Origin of the sequence: Dysgonomonas sp. GY617, from assembly GCF_015233815.1 — a bacterium.
GTDB lineage: Bacteria > Bacteroidota > Bacteroidia > Bacteroidales > Dysgonomonadaceae > Dysgonomonas_A.
In genome coordinates this window covers 59,495-84,597 of record NZ_JADCLR010000003.1, presented here as the reverse complement: position 1 = coordinate 84,597, position 25,103 = coordinate 59,495, and the positions used below count along the sequence as shown (strand labels likewise).

The window sequence follows — 25,103 nt, the reverse complement described above, 5'->3', positions numbered from 1 at the left end:
AGAGAGCCGACAATTATAGTCGGCTCTTTTTATTACCTATTATATTCCTCTCTATACTGAGTAGGAGTTTTTCCTGTATGCTGTTTAAAGATTCTATTGAAATACGATATATTGTCTATTGATAAATCAAAAGCAATACTTCTGATGGACATATCCGTAGTCAATAGAAATAACTGAGCCTTTTCCATCTTCTTCAAATTGATATATTTAGTTGGTGTACAGTTCATCTCTTTCTTAAACAAACGAATAAAATGATCTTCTGTTATACAAGCTATATTCGCCAATTGATCGATAGAAATATCCTTATCTATATTTTCGTGTATATGAAGGAGGCTTTTATTGATACGAATATCTTTATTATTCGATTTCATCTTTATCAATTCGAGAAATTTCGACATCAGCATATAAAGAATACCCTGTGTCTCAATATTAGAATGCAAAGCCATCTTATTGTTGTTTGCTATATACTGAGAAAATATAGGAGGATTATCGTACAATTTCGGATCGAAATGATGTAAATACCTATCAGGATTTATTTCCAATAACCGTTGTGTTAATAATAAATCCAAAGAAGAGGCTTCTATTCCGATCGGAAAATCGTATTTATCAAATATGGATTCCTTGTTTAATACCTTTTCATAGAAATGGATATAGTATAGCGAGAAATAACTGTCGCATTCGTTATCGTGTAAAGTAAAGGGAGGTGTTAAATACAAATATCCGGGTTCTAAAATATATGTTTTATCTCCAATCTTAGTTCTGGCTTTTCCCTCTTTTACATAATATATACGGGCAAAAGGGCTATGCACATTTTTCCAATTCCAGTTTGCATTCAGTTCAGAATAACCAACATTGAGCAAAATAAGACTAAGGTCTTCATTAGATTTAAGCATATGGCATATCGTTTTAATATCATACCAAGAATGTGTAAATATACTTATATATAATTAATAACATATAATTCAAATATCAGAATATCGATATTGTATTAGTCGTCTGTCGAAATAGTGAAAGCGATTGTAATATCTTAAACATATATTTGTCATATAAGTTATACCAATTTCTATTATTAAACCTTATTTATTATAAATGTCTCTAGCTACATAGTATCGGAGACATTACTTTAACCTAACTATTGTAAATATCATGAAGAAAAACAGATTTCAAGGAGAATGGCCTAAAATCGGAATACGCCCAACTATAGACGGTCGTATGGGTGGTGTACGTGAATCGTTGGAAGTTCAAACTATGAACATGGCCAAAAGTGTAGCTACATTAATATCTGATAATTTAAAATACCCCGATGGTACTCCTGTACAATGTGTAATTGCAGACTCTACTATAGGTCGTGTACCCGAAAGTGCTGCTTGTGCAGAAAAATTCAGAAAAGAAGGTGTAGGTGTTACTATTACCGTTACTCCATGTTGGTGTTATGGTAGTGAGACTATGGATATGGATCCGCATACAGTTAAAGCTGTTTGGGGATTTAATGGAACAGAGCGTCCCGGAGCTGTGTATTTAGCAGCTGTATTAGCCGGACATGCACAAAAAGGATTACCAGCATTTGGTATATATGGGCACGATGTGCAAGAATCATCAGATACTTCTATTCCAAAAGATGTTACCGAAAAATTATTGCGCTTTGCCCGTGCCGGAATGGCAGTAGCCACTATGAAAGGTAAATCATATCTATCAATAGGTGCTGTATGTATGGGTATAGCCGGTTCGATTGTGAGTCCAGATTTCTTCGAAGATTATTTAGGCATGCGTTGCGAAGGTATCGACGAAGTGGAAATAATTCGTCGTATGACCGAAGGCATATACGATAAAGAAGAATACGAAAAAGCACTAGCTTGGGCTAAAGCCAACTGCAAAGAAGGCGAAGATATTATCAACCGAAAAGACCTGATAAAAGACAGAGCCGGAAAAGATGCAGACTGGGAGTTTGTTGTAAAGATGGCTATCATTGTCAGAGATTTGATGGTGGGAAATCCAAAACTTAAGGAAATGGGATTTGGAGAAGAAGCTCTGGGACATAATGCTATTGCAGCAGGATTCCAAGGTCAACGCCAATGGACTGATTTCTATCCGAACGGAGACTTTGCAGAAGCAATTCTTAATTCATCTTTCGACTGGACAGGTGTTCGCGCTCCATATATGTTAGCAACAGAAAATGATGCTTTAAATGGAACGGTAATGCTATTCAGTTATTTGTTAACCAACACAGCTCAAATATTTGCCGATGTTCGTACTTATTGGAGCCCTGAGGCTGTAGAACGTGTTACAGGCAAAAAACTCGAAGGAGTAGCAGCTAATGGTATGATTCACTTGATAAACTCGGGTGCTGCAACATTAGATGGTTCGGGTCAACAATCAGATAAAAATGGTAATCCGGCAATGAAAGCATTTTGGGATATTAGCGAAGCTGAAACCAAAGCTTGTCTTGATGCAACTACTTGGATGCCTGCCAACCGTGAATATTTCAGAGGAGGTGGCTATTCTTCAAAATTCCTGACAAAAGGTGGTATGCCTTGTACTATGGCTCGTCTGAATTTAATTAAAGGACTTGGTCCTGTACTTCAAATAGCTGAAGGATGGACAGTAGACATTGATCCTGCAATTCATAAAATATTAGATGACAGAACAGATAAAGGCTGGCCTACAACTTGGTTTGTGCCTCGTTTAACAGAAGACTCTAACTTCAAAGATGTATATTCTGTTATGAATAATTGGGGAGCTAATCACGGAGCAATCAGTTATGGACATATTGGAGCCGATATAATCACTTTAGCATCAATGCTTCGCATTCCTGTTTCTATGCATAACGTAGATAAAGAAGACGTATTCCGTCCTGCAGTATGGAGTGCTTTTGGAATGGATAAAGAAGGTGCTGATTATCGTGCTTGTAATACTTATGGACCTTTGTATAAATAAGGGCTGAGACCTTATTTCGGTTCATCTGAATACACCTATAATTGCACGTTATGAATTAAAAGTCCGAAGTCAAATTCGAGCTTCACTTTATTAACTGTTAAATAAGAACAAAAGTAATACTAATAATACACTAAAACGGATAGACTTTACGTTTATTCGTTTTAGTTGATATAAGCACATATATACCATGATAACAGATAAACATTTAGCTGAATTTATAGCACAAGCTCAAAGAGTAGGAAAAGAACGTCTACAACTTTGCAGTAGTGGCAACATATCCTGGAGAGTAGAAGAAGACTTAGCTTTAATCTCAGGAACAGGCTCTTGGCTTCCTCGCATTACCGAAAATAAAATAGCAACATGTCGCATTTCCGATGGCATGCCTGTACAAGGTGTAAAACCATCTATGGAAAGTTCTTTTCACTTAGGTGTGTTACGTAATAGAAAAGATGTTAATGTTGTTGTACACTTCCAATCTCAATACGCAACAGTAGTTTCGTGTATGAAGGATAAACCTACTAATTTTAATGTTATTGCAGAAGTTCCTTGTTATTGTGGTCGCGAAATATCGGTTGTGGACTATCATAGACCAGGATCTCCCGAACTTGCTAAGGCTGTAACAGCAGCATTAACAAATAATGATACTGCATTACTCAGCAAGCACGGACAAGTAGTTTGTGGAAAAGACTTTGATGATGCTTTCCAAAAAGCAGTATTCTTTGAATTGGCATGCCAGATAATTGTAAATGCGGGAGCAGGCAATTATTTAACTCTTACGGAACAAGAAGTTGACGATCTTGATAAATATATTCTAGGCAAAACATCTAAATGATCACTTATGGCATATCTTGCTTTAGATCTGGGTGCTGGCAGTGGTCGAGCCATTGTCGGGACGATTGTTGATAGAAGGATTTGTTTAGATGAAATTCACAGATTTGAGAATAAGCCTGTACAATTGGGTAATACACTACATTGGAATTTCTTATCTCTATTTGAGAATATAAAATACGGTATATTTCTTGCCATAAAAAAAGGATATAACCTAAAAGGCATAGCTGTTGATACATGGGGTGTAGACTTTGGTCTTATAGATAAAGCAGGGCATTTGGTTTCCAATCCTGTTACTTATAGAGATCATCGTACCTTAGGTATGGCAAATGAGGCTACACAAAATATATCTAAAGAATATTTGTATGAAAGTACAGGTATTCAGCAGATGGAGATAAATACCATTTTTCAATTGTATAGTCTTCACTCTAAAGGCGATCCTTCTTTATGTTCCACAGATAAACTACTTTTTACACCCGATCTTATAAATTATTTCCTGACAGGTGTGGCAGCTAACGAATACACAATAGCTTCTACTTCTCAATTATTAAATGCAAAAACACGACAATGGGACGAATATATATTTCGTCAATTAGAGTTGCCCTTTTCTGTCATGGAAAAAATCATAAAACCAGGAGAAATTATCGGTAGTCTTTCAAAAACAATTGTAGAAGAAACAGGAGCCAGACATGCAAAAGTCTTTGCTGTTGGCTCGCATGATACAGCCAGTGCAATAGGTGCAATTCCGGCAGAAGGTAATAATTGGGCATTCCTAAGTTCGGGTACATGGTCATTGTTGGGCTTGCTTACAGATGAACCTATTCTTACATCGGAAGCAATGCTGAACGATTTCACAAATGAAGGTGGAGTGAATGGCAAAATACTCTTTATGAGAAACATCACAGGTCTTTGGCTTTTACAGCAACTAATTGCTGAATGGGAAAAGAAGGATGAAAAGAAATACTCGTATGAATATCTATTGTCAGAAGCAATTCAAGCAAAAGCATTCCAAAGCATTGTAAACCCAGATGATGTATCGTTTTCGAATCCATCTTCAATGAGTACTGCAATAGAATCTTATTGTACTAATACCAATCAGACTACGCCTATAACCAAAGGAGAGTTTGTAAGGTGTGTTATGGAATCATTAGCATTAAAATATCATTTTGTTGCTAAGAAACTAAAAGAATGCTCTAGTAGGAAAATTGACCAATTATATGTTGTAGGAGGTGGTAGTCAAAATGATTTACTAAACCAATATACAGCTGATGCACTTAATGTTGTGGTATCAACAGGGATGACTGAATCTACAGCCATTGGTAATATTATACAGCAGGCAATTGCCGATAGAACAGTCAAAGATTGGAATGAAGGGCACGAAATTATAAAAAACAGCTTTATCCTTAAATCTTATTATCCTAAAGACAACCAGAAATGGTTAGAAATTGCAGAAAATGTAAAACACTTATTTTAATTAAAGTATGAAAAAAAACTCGATGTTTACAGGAGAAAATGGAGTAAATTATTTATTTCCATTTATCCTTATCACCAGTCTGTTTTTCTTATGGGGATTTGCACATAGCTTGCTGGATGTTTTAAATAAGCATTTTCAGGATTCATTATCCCTTACGAAAGCCGAATCGGGAGCCGTACAAGCAGCTGCTTACGGTGCTTATTTTATTATGGCAATTCCTGCCGGAATTATAGCACGAAAGTTTGGTTATAAATTCGGAATTATAGTTGGGCTTTCTCTCTTTGCTGCAGGAGCCTTTTGGTTTGTACCGGCAGTTGGTATTAATACATTTTGGGCTTTCTTAATAGGTCTATTAGTGTTATTTTGTGGTCTTGCGTGCCTCGAGACTGTAGCCAACCCATATACAATAGTATTAGGTTCTCCTGAAAAAGCTGCAAGCCGAATTAATCTGGCTCAAACATTTAATGCAATTGGTTGGATTCTAGGACCTCTAGTTGGTTCTATACTAATATTTAGTAATGAATCCGAAAAATCGATATTAGAACTATTCGTTGAGGCTGTAAAGAAAGTATTCTTAGGAGCTACCGAGCAAGTTCAGAATATTACAACCTCGGCAAGTGAAGCTATAACAGATAACACTGCATTAGTAGCACCATATGTAGGATTGGGAACAATTGTTCTATTGGTTTTGGTACTATTTATTTTCGTAAAACTGCCAGAAATCAAATCGGAAACATCTTCGGAAGATGCTGCTGCAAGTCTTAATAATGAACGGATCTCAAATAGACCCTTGATACAACAACGACATTTTGTAATGGCGGTGATAGCCCAATTTTTGTATGTTGCGGCTCAAACTGGTATAGGTAGTTTTTTTATTAATTATACTGTTGAAATAGAAGCTCTGCAATTAAATGAAATGCAAGCAGGACTATTATTGGGTCTTGGTGGGATGGCTCTATTTGCAATAGGCAGATTGTCGGGTAGTATGATTATGCAAAAAGTAAAACCCGAGGTATTATTGGGTAGCTTTGCTCTTATAAATACACTATTGATGATAATTGCAATGGCAAGCCATACTCGTTTTGGGCTTATCGCTTTAATAGCAAGTTATTTGTTTATGTCTATTATGTTTCCATCTATTTTCGCTTTAGGATTAAGGCATCTGGGTGAAAAAACTAAGACGGCTTCTTCTATATTAGTATTCACTGTAGTGGGTGGAGCAATTGCTCCGACACTAATGGGACTGATAGGTGAAACAAATATGAGCATTGGCTTTATTGTTCCTTTAGTGTGCTTCCTATATATATCCTTCTTCGGATTCTTTGGTAGTTCAGTAAAGCAATAAGAGTTTAATTTTATATTTACTTAGATCATTGTCAATAGAATGCAAGCTATATAAAAAGAGGCTGTTTGTAATGAACAGCCTCTTTTTATTAGAATTACTCACTAAATAAAGTAAGGTTTCTTTATAAAACTATATTCAATTTGATTATTTATCAAGATGTTGATTAGCCCATTCTTCATAAGAATTCATGAATTTCTGTAAGAATTTGATAGTTCTTTCCGATGTAATAACTCCATTCTGATCCATAGAATCCTGAATTTCACCTAGATAACACTCAGGTTGGTTCATCATACGTATATCAAGAAATGACGACACTTGACGAAGATGATGATTAGCTCCAAAACCACCAATAGCACCATAGGATTGACTGACAATAGCTCCGGGTTTACCTCCCCAAACGCTTTTACCAAATGGTCGTGACCCTACATCTAAGGCATTTTTAAGTACTGCAGGTATAGAACGGTTATGCTCTGCTGTAACTATCAAAACAGCATCTGATTCTTTTACAGCTTCTCTAAATTTAGTATATGCTTCAATTGTCTCTTCATCATAGTCCTGATTATAAATAGGTAACTTTCCTATCTCTATAACGTTCATATCAAAGGACTCAGGTGCTAGACTAATAAGACAATTGGCTACACTTTTCGAATAAGCACCTTTTCTTAAACTTCCGACTAATACTGCAATCTTCTTTTTCTTCATAACTGACCTTTTTAAGATTTAATATTTTCACATTATAAATATACATAAAATTCACCTAATATTTCATTTTTGGATGAAACATATTTAACTTAAATCTCTTATATTAATAACATTAAATACAATAAAAAGGTATTTGAATCACAATAATAAAGATGTTACTTTATTCTTACTTATCACCTTTTCTTGGAACTAATCTCAATGTAATTACTTTCTAAACCTTCTGAGCTTGCTTTCAAAACAATCTTTCCTTCTTTTCTTGTAGATTGAATTACTGCTATTGCTTTTCCACTAAACAACTGTCTTTCGGGTTTCTTTAGGGATAAAGAATCCGTAGGGTTTCCATTGTCAGTACCAGCAATAATACCATTACCTGCTATCGAAAATTTAATCAGATTATCTGCCGTAGGAACAACCAGACCATCGGCATCTAATACTTCAACTGTCACAAAAGACAAATCTTTGCCATCAGCGGTTATCTTATTTCTGTCTGCGGTTAAACGGATTGAAACTGGCTTACTTGTTGTTTTTATTTCTCTGGATAATACTTCTTTTCCATTCTTTCGAGATACAGCTTTTAATGTTCCTTTAGTATATGGAACTCGCCAAAGCACATGAAACTCTCCATCTTTTTTAGTTTTCGTTCCTAATGATTTTCCATTTAGATAAAGTTCCACTTCGTCTGCATTACTGTAATATGCCCAAACATCAACAAGTTGCCCTTCATCCCAATTCCAGTGAGGAAATAAATGTAATACATCTTTATTAGTCCATTCGCTTTGATACATATAGTAAACATCCTTAGCGAAGCCTGCTAAATCTATAATTCCGAAATAAGAACTACGCGATGGCCACCAAAAAGGAGTTGGTTCTCCCAGATAATCAAAACCTGTCCACAAATATACTCCCGATATATGATCGTATTCTTTTATCAATCGCCAAGTATCCTCATGAGTCGTTCCCCAAGGCACATGATTATTGTCATACGATGAACACTGATGTACGGTTCTGTCAAAAGGTTTATCCCAACGTTCCGGCCAAATATTCATACTGTCGGAAGGCATTATATAATAGCCCCTAGACATAAGTGCTGAAGTAGATTCGGTTATAATAAGCTTCTGACCGGGAAACTTCTCATGGAAATTCACCCAATTATTCTCATGATAATTAAATCCTATAATTTCCATCGCTTCCGAACGAAATATATGATTGCTTGGCTCAGTTTCATTATTACCTGTTGTTACAGGTCGCGTCGGATCCAGTTGTTTTACTATATCTGCCAACTTGAGAGTCAAAAGAGAGTTTACATGCAAATCTTTCGATGGAACAGACTTTTTATCTAACGTATTTGCAAAATTCAACACCATATTAGCTTGCTGCAAATCCAAAGTATCAGCATCAATATGCGACCATTGCTCTAAAATTTCATTTCCAATGCTCCACATAAAAATAGATGGATGGTTACGATCTCTCAGAATAAGATCTGTTAAATCTCTTTCGTGCCATTCTGGGAAAAATTGAGAATAATCGTATGGGGACTTCTTCTTTCTCCACATATCAAAAGCTTCATCCATCACTATAAAACCCATCTTATCACATAAATCCAATAATTCGGGCGAAGGTGGATTATGAGCTGTACGTATGCCATTACAGCCCATTTCTTTCAAAATCTCTAACTGACGCTCAATAGCTCTCACATTAACAGCTGCACCTAAACATCCTAAATCGTGATGATTACAGACCCCTTTTATTTTAACTGATTCTCCATTCAAAAAGAAGCCTTTATCTTTATCAAATGTAAAATAGCGTATTCCAATAGGAGTTTCATATTCATCAATAATTTTTCCGTTCTGTTTAATTTGAGAGACTACCTTATACATATATGGTTTGTCTACCGACCACAGATTAGGTTGTTCTACTTTTAACGCCTGTTCTGATGTTGCTACTCCCGAAGCTGTTGTATTCACAGAACTATTAATCCTTGTAACCTCTTTTCCCTCTGCATCTACTAATATCGAATACAATTCTACATCCGATAGAGTATTTTCCGTAGTCCGAATAGTGGTCACAATCTTAATCTCAGCAGAATCTTTAGTTACTACCGGAGTCGTAATATACGTACCATTATAATCAACATGAACAGGATCTACAGTTACCAACCAAACATTACGATATATACCCGAACCTGAATACCATCGGGAATTAGGCTGTTGAGAATTATCAACTCGTACTGAGATGATATTCTTTTCGCCAAACTTCAAATACGGTGTAAGATCATATCTAAATGATATATACCCATTAGGACGTTCACCTATTAGATGACCATTAACCCAAACTTTGCTATTCCAATATATGCCATCAAAATCTATGTAAACGGTCTTACCTTCTGACGATTTATCAAGGGTAAACTCTTTACGATACCATCCAACTCCTCCGGGAAGTGCTCCCCCACCCGGTGTTGCAGGATTTGACAGCGAAAAATCGGCTTCGATACTCCAATCATGGGGCAAATCTAAAGTTCGCCATTTAGAGTCATCATATTGAGCTTTATTAGCCAGAGAATCGTCTCCTAAGTAAAATTTCCAGTTTTCTGTGAAATCAGCTCTATCTCTTACTTTTACCTGAGTAGAACACCCACATAGAATAGAAATAATTATAAGTCCATATAATATTTTCATGGTCTGTTTCTTTATCCAAATAATTACTCTATTGCTGTTACTATTGCCTTTAAAGCATCTGCATGTACTTGATCACCCGTATTACGATTAAATAATGCAAAGCCTTTATCGCCGGCATTACCATTGTCCCAATAGACAGGAATCAGACCATTATTCTTTGCTGCTTTAGTTACATAATTCAAGTAGTAGTTACGTGCCTCAATATGTTTTGTTTGTAATTCGGCAGATAATGATGTACGAAGAATAGCACCATATTCACCTAAGACAACGGGTATTCCTTTATTTACAAAGTTGGTTTTCATTTTACCAAAAGCTTCATTTATCCAAGCCTCTTGTCCCCAAGAAGATACATCTCCACCTACAAAAGGTTTTCCCCACTGAGTTTTATATGTACCATCTTCTTGTAATGCAAAATCATACGGATCATAGAAATGAACTTCCGACATTAGGCGACTTGCAGTAGCATCAGTAGGCATCTTTAAATAATTTACAGCATATTCTATATTTGTATTATAAGCTTGCACTACAAGATTACGCCAAGTATTTCTACCTCCCGTAGCACGCACTGCATCTACAAAGGTTTGATTATATGACATCTGAACTGTAAGGTTTTCAGTAGAAGGTGCATTATAGTCCTTATGCACTTCGTTTGTACCCGCAAACAACAAATGCTCATCATAATCACGGAAATAAATAGCTATTTGCTTCCACAAGGCTTTCTGTTTTACGTTTACAGTTTCTTGTTTGTCGTAGGTAGGATTATTTTCCAACCATCCACCATCCCAATGGATGTTGAGAATAACATACATATCGTTATCAATACAATAGTCTACAACTTCTTTTACACGTGCCAACCACGATTCTTTTATCTTATAAGTTGCTGCATCTTCTATATATCCGCTCCATGCACAAGGAATACGAACAACATTAAAACCTCCTGCTTTAACTGCGTCAATCAGTTTCTTAGATGTCATCGGATTTCCCCACATCGTTTCTCCTGCATTTGTAGCATCACACGATTCCATTGTATTGCCTAGATTCCATCCCAGTTTCATCTTAGCAGCTAATAGCAAAGCATCGTTTGTCATTCCCGTTTTATCTGGATCAATATAGTCTGGTATGATTACAGCCGGATCTTTCGCTTTTTGTGTGATAGTCACCACAACATCCTTCATTCCTGTTGCCGAAAGAGTAAAAGTTTCGCTACGCTCTTCTTCTTTATCATTAGCATCTGCAGTTATAGTTACCTTAACATTTCCTTTAGATGCTTGAATAGAAGGTCTGCACCAAGTAGACGTATAATTTATTTTCCAGTTAGAATTACTAACTATCTCAAGAGGGCTTGTACCGCCCACAGCTTCAAAAGAGATAGCCACAGAACTGACCGATACAATCGGAACTATTTCTTCTGGTATTATTTCATCTTCAGAATTACTACAACTCTGTAAGGAAAAGAATACCAATATAATAGGAATTAAGCATTTTAGTAGTTTCATATACAAATCGTATTAAAGAAAAGACTACCTCAGAGAGTTCATTTCGGTGAGCATCCGAGAGGTAGTCATTATTGATTTATTTTCGACAATAAGTTATCTAACCCATTTCTACGGCTTATTTACTGATAAAATGGAATACCATATATTCAGCTTTTGATGGATCTCTTTTTCCAAACCAGATACCGCTTACATTTCCTAAGGCATTATGATCTACTTTTACAATCTTCCATTGATTTTCGTCTGTTGTAGCAACACTTATCCAACCTGCAATAAGGAAAGAAGGTGTAACATCCTTGAATGTAATTGTATTGGTTGATTGAGTATTCTTATAAGTTCCGGATGTTTCCGTTCCATTATCTTGTTTTACAGTTACTTTTCCATCTTGAGTGAAAGTGATAGAACAACCATCAATATTAGCAACCGACGAATCGTCATAGCCAGTCCATCCCGCAGATATAATATCAGCTCTGCTACTCCATTCATTCAATAGTTTACCATTGATATCTGCCCAGTTAAAAGGAACCTCAGTATCTAAGTACCATGTTTTAGTCGTATTTACTGCAAGGATTTCCGTTTGATTTCCAAAATCGAAATTAGGATCTTCTACATCTTCAGGAACATATTTTTCAGCATACTCTTCAGATACAAAATTCCAAACATATAAATAATCACCTTCCGAGTTGGTACGTCTAACACCTACCATCAACTGATTTTCGGTAAGAGAAAGTACAACCAAGTCTTTGTTCCAATTAGTTGCATTTGCAATAAAACTTTTCGAACGCAGGATAGTTGCGTCTGTAGTTGTCAATGTATGATTGTTAACATCTAAAAAGAATGTACCCGATTCATTTACACCCTCAGTTACTTTATGAGTTTTCATATAAGCCCCACCTTTGAGACTAAAGGTCATACGACTTTCTTTATCTGCTTCCTCAATAATCCACTGATTATCATTCCAAGATGGAGCCCAACCCACTTCGGCTGTACCAGCTTGCCACTGAGTCCAAGTTGTTAGAGGAGCACAATAGGTCAAAGGCCCTGAGTTCAATCCATACATTCCATAATCTAATCTCCATACTTTTTCATTGCCTACACCACCTGTTAGATTTGTCCATAACTGATCGTCTACATAACTTAAATTAGTAGTTGTGATAGTCAATTCAAAAGGATCGGCTTGTGTAGCTCCTCCGCTCGAAAGAGCTCCATAAGTAAATGTATAGGTCCCGGGGAAAGCAATCCTTACAGTATCTCTTACATGAGTAGAACGACCTAAAGGTGTAGTCCAGAATGGTGAAGCATTAGGCGTAAAACTTTCCAATATCACCATATTAGGATCATCTGGATTTTGTGTAATGCTAAATTTTAATTGATCTTTTGCCAAAGTAGACCCTAGTTGCGGATTGTCTGGAGAACAAGCCGTAAAGAGCAGTACCATACTTAAAATAGCTAATATCGATTTATATATATTTTTCATAACGTTTCAATATTAAATGTTGATTATTACCATCCTGGATTTTGGATCAGAACATCGTGAGATATTATAATCTGCGTATTTGGTATCTGCATAAAGCCTCTAGTCTTTCTAACATTATCTGCAGTAATAACCACTTCATCATCGGCTGCACCACTTTTTACTTTTTGTGTTTGTGCAATGGTAGAAGCCGCAACATCTAAGCCTTGGCGAAGCAAATCCCAATAGCGAATACCTTCAAAAGCAAACTCCAAACGACGTTCTTCCTGAATATTAGCTAATGATACTGATCTACCATTCAAGCCTGCACGTTTACGTACACTGTCATAATAAGTCTGAGCATTAGGCGAACCCAATTCTGCTGCCATTAACAACACATCTGCATATCTGATAAGAACGTAATCCTGATCCTGAGATATTTGATTATCCTTAGAACCACCTGTATCAGAAGTACCATCGGGTAAAGCTGTCGGAGTATATTTTTTAGTTGAATAACCTGTATACTCACGTGCATCTTTCAAATCGAATGTTTTGATGCCTTCACCTACAATATCGATTATAGAAGCTTTCTTACGTGTATCGTTGTCTGAATAAGCTGCTACCAACTTAGGATTTACAGTACAAGCGCCCCACCCTTTTCCATATGGAGACCAGTTGGTATTACGCATACCCATCATTACCAACCAGCGATTGCCATCGATATTACCATTATAATCGGTAGTACTATTAAACTTCTGAGCAAATACTGTTTCTTTGTTTCCTTCACCTATATATCCCGATTTGTCAAGGGTATTAGCTGTTTCTGAAGGAATATAACTAGCTGCAGGCCATAGAGATTTGTAAGAATCTATTAAACCATACTCACCACTACTAATCACATTTTCTAAACCTGCCAATACTTCTGATTTAGTGATACCCAAATCATCAACTTTATAATATCCTGTATAAAATAAATACACACGTGCCATCATCGATTTAGCTGCATAAGGAGTTACCCTACCATCATTTTCACTTGCTTTTGATTTCGAATAAGCATCTGCCGGAATATTTTCAGAGGCAAACTTCAAGTCTTCCACTATCAGTTTATATGTTTCAACAGGTTCTGCTTGAGGAAGATTTTCCGTAGTAGGAACCTTTAATAATGGAATTCTTTCAAACAAGCGAACTAAGTCGAAGTATAGAATTGCTCTCAGGAAACGAGTTTCTCCTTCAATACGATTTCTTGTATTTGTTCCCTCTTTGAAAGGAATACCATCTAATTTGGATAATAGTGTATTGCAACGGAATATTGCAGCATAATAGTCTGTCCAAGTTCCGTTAAACAAATTGGCATCCGATGGTGATTGTGACAAATCAAAACGGTCTAGTGCCTGATAACCGCGTCCATCGGTATTACCAGTTCCTCCAAAACAGTTATCGGAAAGAACTTCAGAAACTACATAAATAGATAAGTTACCATTAGATGATGTACGTTGAAATCCATCATAACATCCTACCAGAGCCATTTCGGCATCACTAACTGTTTTATAGTAATTGTTATCAAGAATACTGGTTCCGGGTTCAACATCTAAAAAACTTTCGGAGCAAGAAAATAAGCCTAAACTCACTCCCATTGCTAATAATATATTTAATTTAAACTTTTTCATTGTTTTCTCTTTTTTTAGTAAATACATCTATCACCTTAAAATTTAAGATTTACACCAAATAAGAAGGTTCTTGGACGAGGATAATAACCCACATCAACACCAGATACCCATGCACTTGTTCCATATCCAATTTCAGGATCCATACCATCGTATTTAGTGAACGTAAATGCATTCTGAACAGCACCATAAATTCTCAACTGACTAAGATTTTTCCATTTGATTACTTGTGCAAGGTCATATCCGAGCATAATATTATTTATCCTAAGGAAATCACCTTTTTGGATATATAAATCAGAAAACTGCCAGTTAGTATTGGTTTCTGTAACACGAGGCATTCTGTTTGATGTTCCCTCACCAGTCCAACGATTAAGTATAGCCGTAGTATAATTGGCTTGTTTATTGGCATGATTACGATAAGATTGTACAATTTTATTACCGGCAACACCATTTGCATTTACCGAGAAATCGAAATGTTTATAGTCAACAGCAATATTGAAACCAAAAGTAAAATCGGGCATACCATTGCCTAAATCAGTTTTATCTAATTTATCTATTTTACCATCTTTATTCATATCTACATATTTTACATCACCTGGGCGTACATCACTTTGAAGTATACCATTTCCAGCTGCTTTCCAATCCGCTATTTCTTGTGTATTCTGAAAAATTCCAGATGTTTTAAAACCATAGAAATAGCCAATAGGATACCCGTTTTGAGCACGGTAAAATTCTACCGAACCATCATAAAGCATATTTTCAGCTCCATTTATAGTACCAGCTTCTCCCGGAATGTTACCTACCTTGTTTTGATTGTAAGCTCCGTTTGCTCCAATACTATAACCAACCTGACCAATATTGTCTTTCCACGATACAGCTAACTCAAAACCTGTATTCTTAACATCACCACCATTGATATAAGGAGCTCCTGCCCCTGCTGTTGCTAAAATAGGAGCTTCAACTAACCAATCTTTGGTTGTTTTTACATAAAAGTCCATATTAATACCTAAGCGATTGCTCAACATGAAAGCATCCAAACCAATATTTGTTTGCTCAGAAGTTTCCCAAGTCAAAGCGGGATTAGATAAGCGATTAGCATATGCACCCGGTACATTTACTTTGTTTGTGCCAAACGTATAATAGGCAGCAGGGTTATCTGCGCTGTATCCCGTAGAGGTATTTATGGGTGATGCATATTGAAAGTCTTTGATATCTTGATTACCTACTTGTCCCCAACTTGCTCTCAATTTCAACATATCCAACCATGATCCTTTTGTAAGATCTTCCATGAAAGATTCTTTCGAAATAATCCATCCTGCCGAAACTGATGGGAAATATCCCCAACGATGTCCTTGAGCAAATCGTGAAGAACCATCGGCACGCAATGTTGCATTGATCATATATTTCTCAGCATAGTTATAACCTATACGTGTAAAATACGACATACGGCGATATGCATTTTCGGGTCTTCCTCCTACTGTTTTAGTTTCTACAATATTTCCTTTTTCATCTAAATGCGCCTGACCTGTTGTATTATCCAAATAAGCATGAGAAAAGTCATTGAACTGAGACAAAAGATTCCAGTTCGAACCAGATAAATAAGTGCCTTGATAGCGAACAGCTTCTGTACCAATTAAAGCACTAAAAGCGTGATCTTCTCCTATATTAAAATCGTATCCGGCTGTATTCATCCATGTTAAAGTATGTCCTTTACTCATATTTTGATTTACAGTAGTATGATCGTTATTGTATGAGTAAATAGAGAATTGATACAATGGATCGAAACTACGGTACTCAGATGAATAGTAGTTGATACCAAGCACCGATTTTATCTTTAAGTTCTTTATTGGTTCAAGTTCAGCATAAACATCGGCTAATAATTTTTGAGCATCATTAGCATTGTTGCTGTTAGTCATCATAGCTCCATAAGGGTTGCCATCACCTTTGTACCAAAGAGAATTGCTGGTATCATTAAATGGACTATCGTAGATATTATTATCACTATATACAGGAGAAAGAGGTGAAGTTGCAAAAGCTCCTCTTAAAGTATTATTATATTGATTACCAACATCTATACCTCTACTTTTAATATAGTTAAAGTTTAGGTGTTGCCCTACTTTCAATACATCTTTATACAGTTTATGTTCGGTATTTACACGAAATCCATAACGCTCGTAATTCGAAACATCACTACCGCCAATAATACCTTCTTGAGATAGGTAGTTTAGAGATAAGGCATAAACCGAAGTTTCTGAACCACCCAAAACATTTAATGAATAGTTTTCGATCTTTGCATTGTCCTTAAACATCTGGTCTATCCAGTTAGTATTAGCAAGTTCGCCCATCGCATCAAAATCATACATTGCAGAGCCTGAGTTTATAGCTTGCTCATTCATTATTACTTTGTAAGCATTAGCATCAAGCATATTAGCCTTACGTGCTACATTCTGAACTCCATAGAAAGCATCGAACGATACTTGTCCTTTTCCTTTTTTACCACCTTTTGTTGTTACCAAAACCACACCATTTGCAGCTTGAGATCCGAAGATTGCTGCTGATGCTGCATCTTTAAGTACATCAATAGATTCTATGTCAGCGGGATTTAGGACAGTAATATCACCTTCGATACCATCTATAATATAAAGAGGTTGAGAATTCCCCACAGTTCCCAATCCACGAACGGTCACTTTCATATCAGCACCTGGTTGTCCCGAAGTAGATGAAATTTGTACCCCTGCGGTTTGTCCCTGTAAAGCCTGAAGTGCATTAGTTGTATTCAACTTAGCCAATTCATCACCTTTTACTTGTATAGTTGCACCTGTATTTAATTTTTTCTTTTGAACACCATATCCAATTGCAACTACTTCATCAAGCATATTACTATCTTCCTGTAATTGAATGTCCAATTGTTTTTGGTTATTAACCGATATTGTTCGGGTTGTATATCCCAAGTAAGTAACTACCAGAGAAGCATTACCGGCTACATTAAGAGTAAACTTTCCATCCAGATCGGTAATAGTTCCATTGGTTGTACCTCTTTCTACTACCGAAGCTCCCACAAGAGGCTCTCCGTTACTAGTTACAACCCCCGAAACTTCCTGTATAGTCTGAGCTTGCAGATTGAGAATCAATCCAAAGCTTAGTATAATCATCAAACACAGCTTCAAAAAGCCAAAATGAGATGATTGGTTAACTAATAATTTTAATTGTTTATTCATGGTTTTGAAATTTTAAGAAATTATTAAGTTTTCAGAACTATTTATTGTGCTTTGGCTAGTAAAACAACAATAGATAGTTATGATTCTAAAACATAGTATCAAATATTTTATTTTACTTTACTTTTTTCATACAGTTACAGATAACTTCTTACCTGAGTATTCTACGATTTTAGGATTTTGTTTTTTGTTGTCTTTAGTTATTAATTCAATTTCAAAAGTTCTGGTATTAGGCATTCCCGAGTATTCTCCCTGAATGTCTGCAATGGTTACAGTTTTGGTTTTCTCCTCATAGTTGATTTTTATTTTAGCAAATTGTCCTTTTTCATAATTATAATTTACACCTTCATCTTCATAAATTGTAAACTCTCCGTCCTTACCTTCATATATTTTCAGTTGAATATTATCTGCCTGAGATTGCTTTGTATTTTGGATATCCTTACCAAAGGGCAGAATAGCTCCTTCTCGAACAAACAAAGGAATACGTTCGTATGGTGCTGAAATCTTCTCCGTTTTTCCACCTGTGATATATCTGCCCGATTCAAAATCGTACCAGTTTGTATTAGCAGGAAAATAAACATCACGCGAAGTAGTTTTGTAAGTATATACAGGACAAACCATAAGATCGGGTCCAAACATATATTGATCGTCAATATTATAAGTTTTAGTATCACGTCCAAAATCCATTACCATAGCACGCATGATAGTATAATCATCAAAGTGTGTCATTCCTGCAACCGAATATATATAAGGCATCAAACGATAACGAAGCTTATCATAATATACCATACTCTTATATGCAGGATGGTTTTCGGGAGCAATATTATAAATCTCACGATATGGGTATTGTCCATGACTACGGAACAGAGGGCAAAAAGCACCAAACTGAAACCAACGTGTATTCAACTCACGCCATTCGTTCAGATCTTCCGATCCTTCTTTGGCTTGTTCGTAACGTTTCTCTACACAGAAACCGCCAATATCCATAGTCCAATAAGGAATACCCGACATAGCAAAATTTAGTCCTGCTGAAATCTGAGCTTTCATATCTTCCCAACGAGTACCAATATCACCACTCCATGTAGCTGTTGAATAGCGTTGTAGCCCTGCGAATCCCGAACGGGTCAAAAGAAATACACGACTATCAGGGTTAACCGAACGTTGGCCGTTATATATAGCCATTGCATTCACTAAAGCATATGCATTAAAATATTCGGTTGAAGAACCCAAAGCAGTAGGAGTACTCAACTCCTTACGGTATTTCATACTCGCATTCGATAAAATATCTGGTTCTGAAGCATCCATCCACCAAGCATCAATACCTTTCGAGTAAAGCTTTTCATTCATTTGATCCCAAAACATTTTACGAGCATCTTTACTGTAAGCATCATAAAAACCGGCTATATAACCCTGACCAATCCAATCTCTGATACTGTCTTTTACAGCACGGTTATACATCCATCCTTTTTCATCAAACGCTTTATAATTATCAGTAGTATGATAAAATTTTGGCCAAACTGAGATCATGATACGTGCGTCCATCGCATGTACACTATCAATCATACCTTTTGCATCTGGAAAACGGGTAAGATCAAAATCATGGCTTCCCCATGCATCCTGAGGCCAGTAAGACCAATCTAAAACAATATTATCTAAAGGAATCTCTCTTTTACGATATTCTTTTACTGCACTTAATAATTCATCCTGAGTTTTGTAACGCTCGCGGCTTTGCCAGAATCCCATAGCCCATTTAGGCATAATTTGAGACTTTCCTGTAACTGTGCGATATCCCTTGATAACATCATCCATATTATTTCCTCTGATGAAATAATAATCAATTTCGTCACCCATTTCCGACCAAAGAGATAATTTGTTCTGATCTTTCTCATTTTTGGAATCTAAAGCTTTAAGGCTTATGTAAGATATACCTCCATCGGGTTTCCAATCCAGTTTAATTTTATGCTTCTCTCCGGCTTTTAAATCAATAGCAAATTTGTAGCTGTTAGGATTCCAGGCTGTACGCCATCTTTCGGGAACAATCAATTCATCATCAATATATACTTTGGTATAACCCGCATAGTATAATATAAATCGGTGAGTACCCGATTCTTTTGATTCTATCTCACCTTCCCATGTAATTCTCGAATTATTGAAAGGAAAATCTTTGGGAAAGTTCTTCACAGTCTCCAAATTTTCATAATCTATTGTAGTTTCTGTACGTTCAGTAAATATATGTGTGGGATCGTTACTCTCCATGTATGTAGCAGTAAGACCTCCCTCTTTTCCATTCTTGTCATATAATTTGAACTGATCTAGGTTTTCGTAATCTCTAGGATCTCCAAACTTAGTCAACGAATAATTATCCCATAAAACACCGTAGTTTTTAGAGGATACAACAAAAGGAACAGATACCTTAGTATTATACTGGAACAGTACTTCATTTTTTCCTTTGTAGTTAAATTCATCCGATTGATGTTGACCTAAACCATAAAAAGCTTCATCATCGGGCGAATCAAACACCTGACGTAGTGTATATGCTTTTTTGCCTTCAACTTCAATGTCTTTAAAAGATTTCCCTCCACCTTTATTTTCAGATAGTAATACATTACCTTGTAAATCGGTAAATACTATTTCTCCTGTTTTTAGAGAAACCTTTGCTATTGTTGTAGCAGTTTTAAGTATAACATTGTCTTTCTGTTCGGAAACATCCCAGCCACTTGTTTGAGTTTTGTCATAAACGCTTATTAAACTCTCTCTATCTGAAAATTTGTCTTTAGGAGTTGCACTAACGCGAATAATATCGTCAGTGATAACTTGCAATCTAATTTGTTTTGTTGCATTTGTAGAATCATTCTTCAGGCTTACAATAATTCCGTCGCGAGTCTTCTCATAGGAATCATTACAACTAAAGAACAGAGCAGGTAATAACACCATTATTAATAATAGATGCTTCTTCATGGTCAATTATATTTTTAGATTTTAGTAACAATACAAATGTATGCCATCAAATAACAAAAGTTCTGTTTAAATGTTTTGAAAAGAAGGTGTTCTTGAACAAAGGAGGGGTGTATATGTTTCTATATGGAGGCTAAATTTGTAATAAATCCTCTATAATTATATAATTTATCTAAATTTGTTAGAGAAAGAACCAATGTTAGCCAAATCTTCATGAAAATAATTATTTCCTTGCTACTACTAGCACTCAATAGTGCAGTAAGCATTATTTATTCACAATCCTTTGACTTCTCTCACTTAGATAACAGAAACGGTTTATCTAACAATCAAGTGGAGTGTATTTTCAAAGACAGCCGTGGTTTTATGTGGTTTGGAACTAATCAGGGTTTAAATCGTTACGATGGTCAAAACTTCAAAGTTTACAAACATAGCCGTAATGATCTTTCTAGCATTCCTTTCGATAGAGTTACCAATATTCAGGAAGATGCACAAGGCATGCTATGGTTGCAAATAGGAAATACGGGGTATATTATATATGATTTTAAAAGTGAAAGTTTCATTCAGAATATCGATTCCTTAGTTACTAAAATGGGGCTGCCTCCTTCTCCTTCACTTGTGGAAATAGATACACATATGAATCTCTATCTTTACTACAAAGAGAAAGGAATATATAAATACAATATCGAAACCGATAAGTATGTAATATTTAACCAGTCGAAACAAGGACAAACTTTAAGTTCCGGAGAAATTATTGATTTAAAAATACACAACCAATACATATGGGTATTATACAGAGATGGTCTGATCGAAAGATTTAATGAGAAAACTAATCTTGTAGATATACGAAATACATTTTTTAGAGAAAACTCTAAAAATTCTACTATTCAGAAATCTTTATTTGTAGATGCTGATAACGATGTATGGGTTTATCCCGGAGTAGCCGACAAAGGCAGTGCTTACTATGATACAAAAGCAAATAGTTGGGTTTTCTTAAATAAAGATTCGGAGATTGCTCTCTCCAGCAATTTCTTTCGGTGTATGGATCAAGACAAAGAAGGCTTAATTTGGATAGGAACAGATCATGGAGGCTTAAATATCTTCGACAAATCAAAAAAGGAAATTACTGTTTTACGTAACAATATATATAATAACAATTCAATTAGTCAGAATTCTATTATCAGTATATTTTGCGACAACGACGGAATTATTTGGATAGGAACATATAAAAAAGGTATCTCTTATTATCACCCTAATATGTTTAAGTTCAAGAAGTCTCCCCTATTCTATCACTTAAAAGAAGACTCGGATACCTTTGATTGTAACAGCTTGTATAAAGACGACAACAATAATCTATGGATAGGTACAAATGGCAGAGGCTTAATAAAGTATAATGAAGAAAAACAAAGCGTAGAAACATTCAATTACAATGCGAATAATCCCAAAAGCATTTCTGCTGATATAGTTACATCTCTCTTAGAAGATCATTCAAAAACTCTATGGATCGGAACTTTCTTAGGTGGGCTAAATTCCTTTGATGGAAAAAGCTTCACCCGATATCAGATTAATGAAACAGACTCTAATTCAATCTCGGGCAAAAGCGTATATGGACTTGCAGAAGATAAAGATAACAATCTATGGATAGGCACTTTAGGAGGTGGCGTAAATAAGTTAAATGACAACCGCACGAATTTCACAAGATTTACAACTCTAAATACAAAAGCACTATACTCCGATTATATCCTTTCCGTATATACAGATATTAATAAGAATATATATCTGAGCACAGACAGGGGTGTAAATATTATAGATGCCAATAGTAAAGCAATAAGTACTTATTTTAAAGATCAGATACAACAAGATTCGTTATCTAATATTTCGACCAATAACATTTTAGTTGATTCCCGAAATTTGACATGGATAGCCACTGATAATGGTCTGAATATATATAATTCTCTAACCAAACGGTTTGTATATATAACCTCAAAACAAGGGTTACCGAGCGATGAAGTAGTATCTCTTATAGAAGATAATAACAACAATATTTGGGCAGGTACACGCAATGGATTAGCATGTATCCATTGTCAGTACACAAATAATATTCTCGATTATACGATCACTTATTTCGACTCTAAAGACGGCTTGCCCAGTTCTATCTGTAATCAGAATGCTATGTTCAAAGACAAAAGTGGAATTATTTATGTAGGAAGTACAAATGGGTATGTGAGTTTCGACCCTAATAATATAGTATTCAACGAATACATTCCCAAACCCCGATTTACGGAGTTATTGATTGCCAATCAGGTAATCAGACCCAACGAAAAGTATAATAATCGGGTAATTATAAATCAATCAATTACCTATCTCGATCAAATAACTCTTAATTATAAAGAAACCAATTTTACATTACAATTTTCGGCACTTAACTATATACATCCTGAGAAAAATCACTACAAGTATATGCTTGAGGGCTTAGATACCGATTGGATAGAGGTTAAAAATGGAGTTGGAGCAGCTTCATACTCGAATCTTAATTCGGGAACATATAAATTGATAATATATGCAGGAAACAATGATGGTGTATGGAGTGATACTCCATTGATAATGAAAATAATTGTAAAACCTCCTTTTTGGCTTACATGGTGGGCATTCTTTATCTACTTCATTATATTCGTTATTGTACTGAGATTCTTTATTCTATACAAATTAAATAAGCAAAAACACGAATTCAAGCAGGCTCAGAAGATAATGGAAGCCGACAAAATTCATGAAGTAGACGAACTCAAATTTCGCTTCTTTACAAATATAAGTCACGAGTTTAAAACACCTATTACGCTTATATTGACTCCTCTCGAAAAACTGATGAAGGAGCCACATTCAGAGGAACAAAAGACTTTACTGAACATCATGCGAAAAAATGCTTTGAGCCTTTTGAATATGGTTAATGAGATTCTGGATTTCAGAAAACTGGATTTGAATAAAATGAATTTGAGTGTTTCAACTGGAGATATAATACCAATAGTAAGAGAAATATGTCAATCATTTTCGTCTCTAGCTGCTGATAAGTCCATAAAATTCACATTTACAACTTACCTCAAAGAACTTCAGGTGGATTTTGACCCTGAAAAGATGAGTAAAATAATTATTAATCTGATTTCTAATGCCTTCAAATATACCGAAGAAGGTCATATTGATGTAAGTGTAGGCATTACCGAAGAAGTTCAAAAAGATGCAAAGAAGCAACTATGTATCAAAGTTTCGGATACAGGTATAGGAATAGAAAGTAAATATCTGGAGAAAATATTCGATCGTTTTTATCGTATAGAACAATCTCAAAAGAATAATCAGGCTGGTACCGGAGTCGGATTACATTTAGTTAGTGAATATGTAAAGCTACATAATGGAGAAATTTCGGTAGAAAGTACAGCTGGCAAAGGCTCTACTTTCACTGTATTAATTCCCATGGACAACTCTACTTATAAAGAATCTAAGAGTCAAGATGTTATTTATTCGGGAGATATTCAAGACACTTTATTAACAGAACCAGAAACTTCATCTGTCACACCCAAAGATTTAAAATTACCTCTATTGCTTATAGTTGATGATAATGAAGATTTCCGTGAGTTTATCAAGAGCCTATTTATTCACTCCTATCGAATAATTACCGCAAACGATGGTGAGGAAGCCTCTCAAATAATATTAGATCAATTACCCGACATTATTTTATGCGACGTAATGATGCCTAGAATGGATGGTTATGAACTGTGTCGGAAGATAAAAGCTGATATAAGAACTTCTCATATTCCGATTATTCTTTTAACAGCAAAATCATCCGAAGAAAATCAATATTCAGGTATAGAAGCTGGTGCGGACGACTATATCTCCAAACCATTCAATATAGATATGTTGATCCTGAAAATCTCAAAAATAATAGAACGTCAAAAGAAAAATCAGAACAATTTTAAAAAGAAGATAGAAATATCTCCAAGCGAAATAGAGATAATGACAATGGACGAAAAGTTTGTAAAAAAGGCTATCTCTATTGTAGAAGAAAATATTGGAAATGCCGATTTTCTGGTGGAAGACCTATGCCGTGAAATGGCTATGAGCCGTGTTTACTTCTATAAAAAAATATTGGCACTCACCGATAAATCGCCCTCCGAATTTATTCGTTTTATAAGATTAAAACGTGCAGCCAATCTATTAGAAAAAAGCCAGATGTTTGTAAACGAAGTAGCCTTTCAGGTGGGATTTAATGACCCTAAATACTTCCGAAAATATTTTAAAGATGAGTTTGGAGTAACACCAAACGAATACAAGAAAAAGTTTACAAATTAACCTAAAGAAACATATTAGCACCCTATAGTT

Annotated in this window: 13 protein-coding genes; 5 read left to right on the top strand and 8 right to left on the bottom strand. The window is 35.5% G+C overall.

Going from position 1 to position 25,103, the window contains the following annotated elements; all coding sequences use genetic code 11:
* Positions 1 to 32: 32 nt before the first annotated feature.
* Positions 33 to 893: an AraC family transcriptional regulator gene (locus tag IR022_RS04630; protein ID WP_194202801.1), complete on the bottom strand. Its 861-nt coding sequence runs from the start codon at positions 891 to 893 to the stop codon at positions 33 to 35.
* Positions 894 to 1,146: 253 nt separating this feature from the next.
* Here IR022_RS04630 and fucI point away from each other — a divergent pair, with 253 nt between their 5' ends.
* The 4 genes from fucI to fucP all read left to right on the top strand — a co-directional run bounded on the left by fucI (position 1,147) and on the right by fucP (position 6,581).
* Entirely contained in the window at positions 1,147 to 2,934 is a 1,788-nt protein-coding gene (gene fucI / locus IR022_RS04625) for an L-fucose isomerase (RefSeq protein ID WP_194202800.1), read from the top strand.
* Positions 2,935 to 3,121: 187 nt separating this feature from the next.
* Positions 3,122 to 3,766 (top strand): class II aldolase/adducin family protein, encoded by a 645-nt coding sequence (locus IR022_RS04620; protein WP_194202799.1) that lies wholly within the window; start codon positions 3,122 to 3,124, stop codon positions 3,764 to 3,766.
* 6 nt (positions 3,767 to 3,772) lie between these two features.
* Positions 3,773 to 5,236 carry a rhamnulokinase gene (locus IR022_RS04615; protein WP_194202798.1) on the top strand — a complete coding sequence of 488 codons (1,464 nt, stop codon included), beginning with the start codon at positions 3,773 to 3,775 and terminating at the stop codon, positions 5,234 to 5,236.
* 7 nt (positions 5,237 to 5,243) lie between these two features.
* Positions 5,244 to 6,581, top strand: a complete 1,338-nt coding sequence (fucP, locus tag IR022_RS04610) for an L-fucose:H+ symporter permease (RefSeq protein ID WP_194202797.1) — start codon at positions 5,244 to 5,246, stop codon at positions 6,579 to 6,581.
* 144 nt (positions 6,582 to 6,725) lie between these two features.
* Here the strand turns inward: fucP and IR022_RS04605 are convergent, their stop codons facing one another.
* The 7 genes from IR022_RS04605 to IR022_RS04575 all read right to left on the bottom strand — a co-directional run bounded on the left by IR022_RS04605 (position 6,726) and on the right by IR022_RS04575 (position 20,741).
* The gene (locus IR022_RS04605; protein ID WP_194202796.1) at positions 6,726 to 7,283 is read right to left on the bottom strand and encodes an NADPH-dependent FMN reductase; all 558 of its coding nucleotides are present in this window, start codon (positions 7,281 to 7,283) and stop codon (positions 6,726 to 6,728) included.
* Positions 7,284 to 7,456: 173 nt separating this feature from the next.
* On the bottom strand, positions 7,457 to 9,958 hold the full coding sequence (locus IR022_RS04600; RefSeq protein WP_194202795.1) for a sugar-binding domain-containing protein: 2,502 nt from the start codon (positions 9,956 to 9,958) through the stop codon (positions 7,457 to 7,459).
* Positions 9,959 to 9,981: 23 nt separating this feature from the next.
* Entirely contained in the window at positions 9,982 to 11,454 is a 1,473-nt protein-coding gene (locus IR022_RS04595) for a cellulase family glycosylhydrolase (protein WP_194202794.1), read from the bottom strand.
* A 115-nt stretch (positions 11,455 to 11,569) separates the two neighbouring features.
* The gene (locus IR022_RS04590) at positions 11,570 to 12,928 is read right to left on the bottom strand and encodes a hypothetical protein (protein ID WP_194202793.1); all 1,359 of its coding nucleotides are present in this window, start codon (positions 12,926 to 12,928) and stop codon (positions 11,570 to 11,572) included.
* A 26-nt stretch (positions 12,929 to 12,954) separates the two neighbouring features.
* On the bottom strand, positions 12,955 to 14,571 hold the full coding sequence (locus tag IR022_RS04585; RefSeq protein ID WP_194202792.1) for a RagB/SusD family nutrient uptake outer membrane protein: 1,617 nt from the start codon (positions 14,569 to 14,571) through the stop codon (positions 12,955 to 12,957).
* Between the two features lie 35 nt (positions 14,572 to 14,606).
* Positions 14,607 to 17,786, bottom strand: coding sequence for a SusC/RagA family TonB-linked outer membrane protein (locus tag IR022_RS04580; RefSeq protein ID WP_410492794.1), 3,180 nt, complete (start codon positions 17,784 to 17,786; stop codon positions 14,607 to 14,609).
* Between the two features lie 126 nt (positions 17,787 to 17,912).
* The gene (locus IR022_RS04575; RefSeq protein WP_194202791.1) at positions 17,913 to 20,741 is read right to left on the bottom strand and encodes a TIM-barrel domain-containing protein; all 2,829 of its coding nucleotides are present in this window, start codon (positions 20,739 to 20,741) and stop codon (positions 17,913 to 17,915) included.
* Positions 20,742 to 20,951: 210 nt separating this feature from the next.
* Between IR022_RS04575 and IR022_RS04570 the strand changes: the two genes are divergently transcribed.
* Entirely contained in the window at positions 20,952 to 25,073 is a 4,122-nt protein-coding gene (locus IR022_RS04570; protein WP_194202790.1) for a hybrid sensor histidine kinase/response regulator transcription factor, read from the top strand.
* Positions 25,074 to 25,103: the final 30 nt, after the last annotated feature.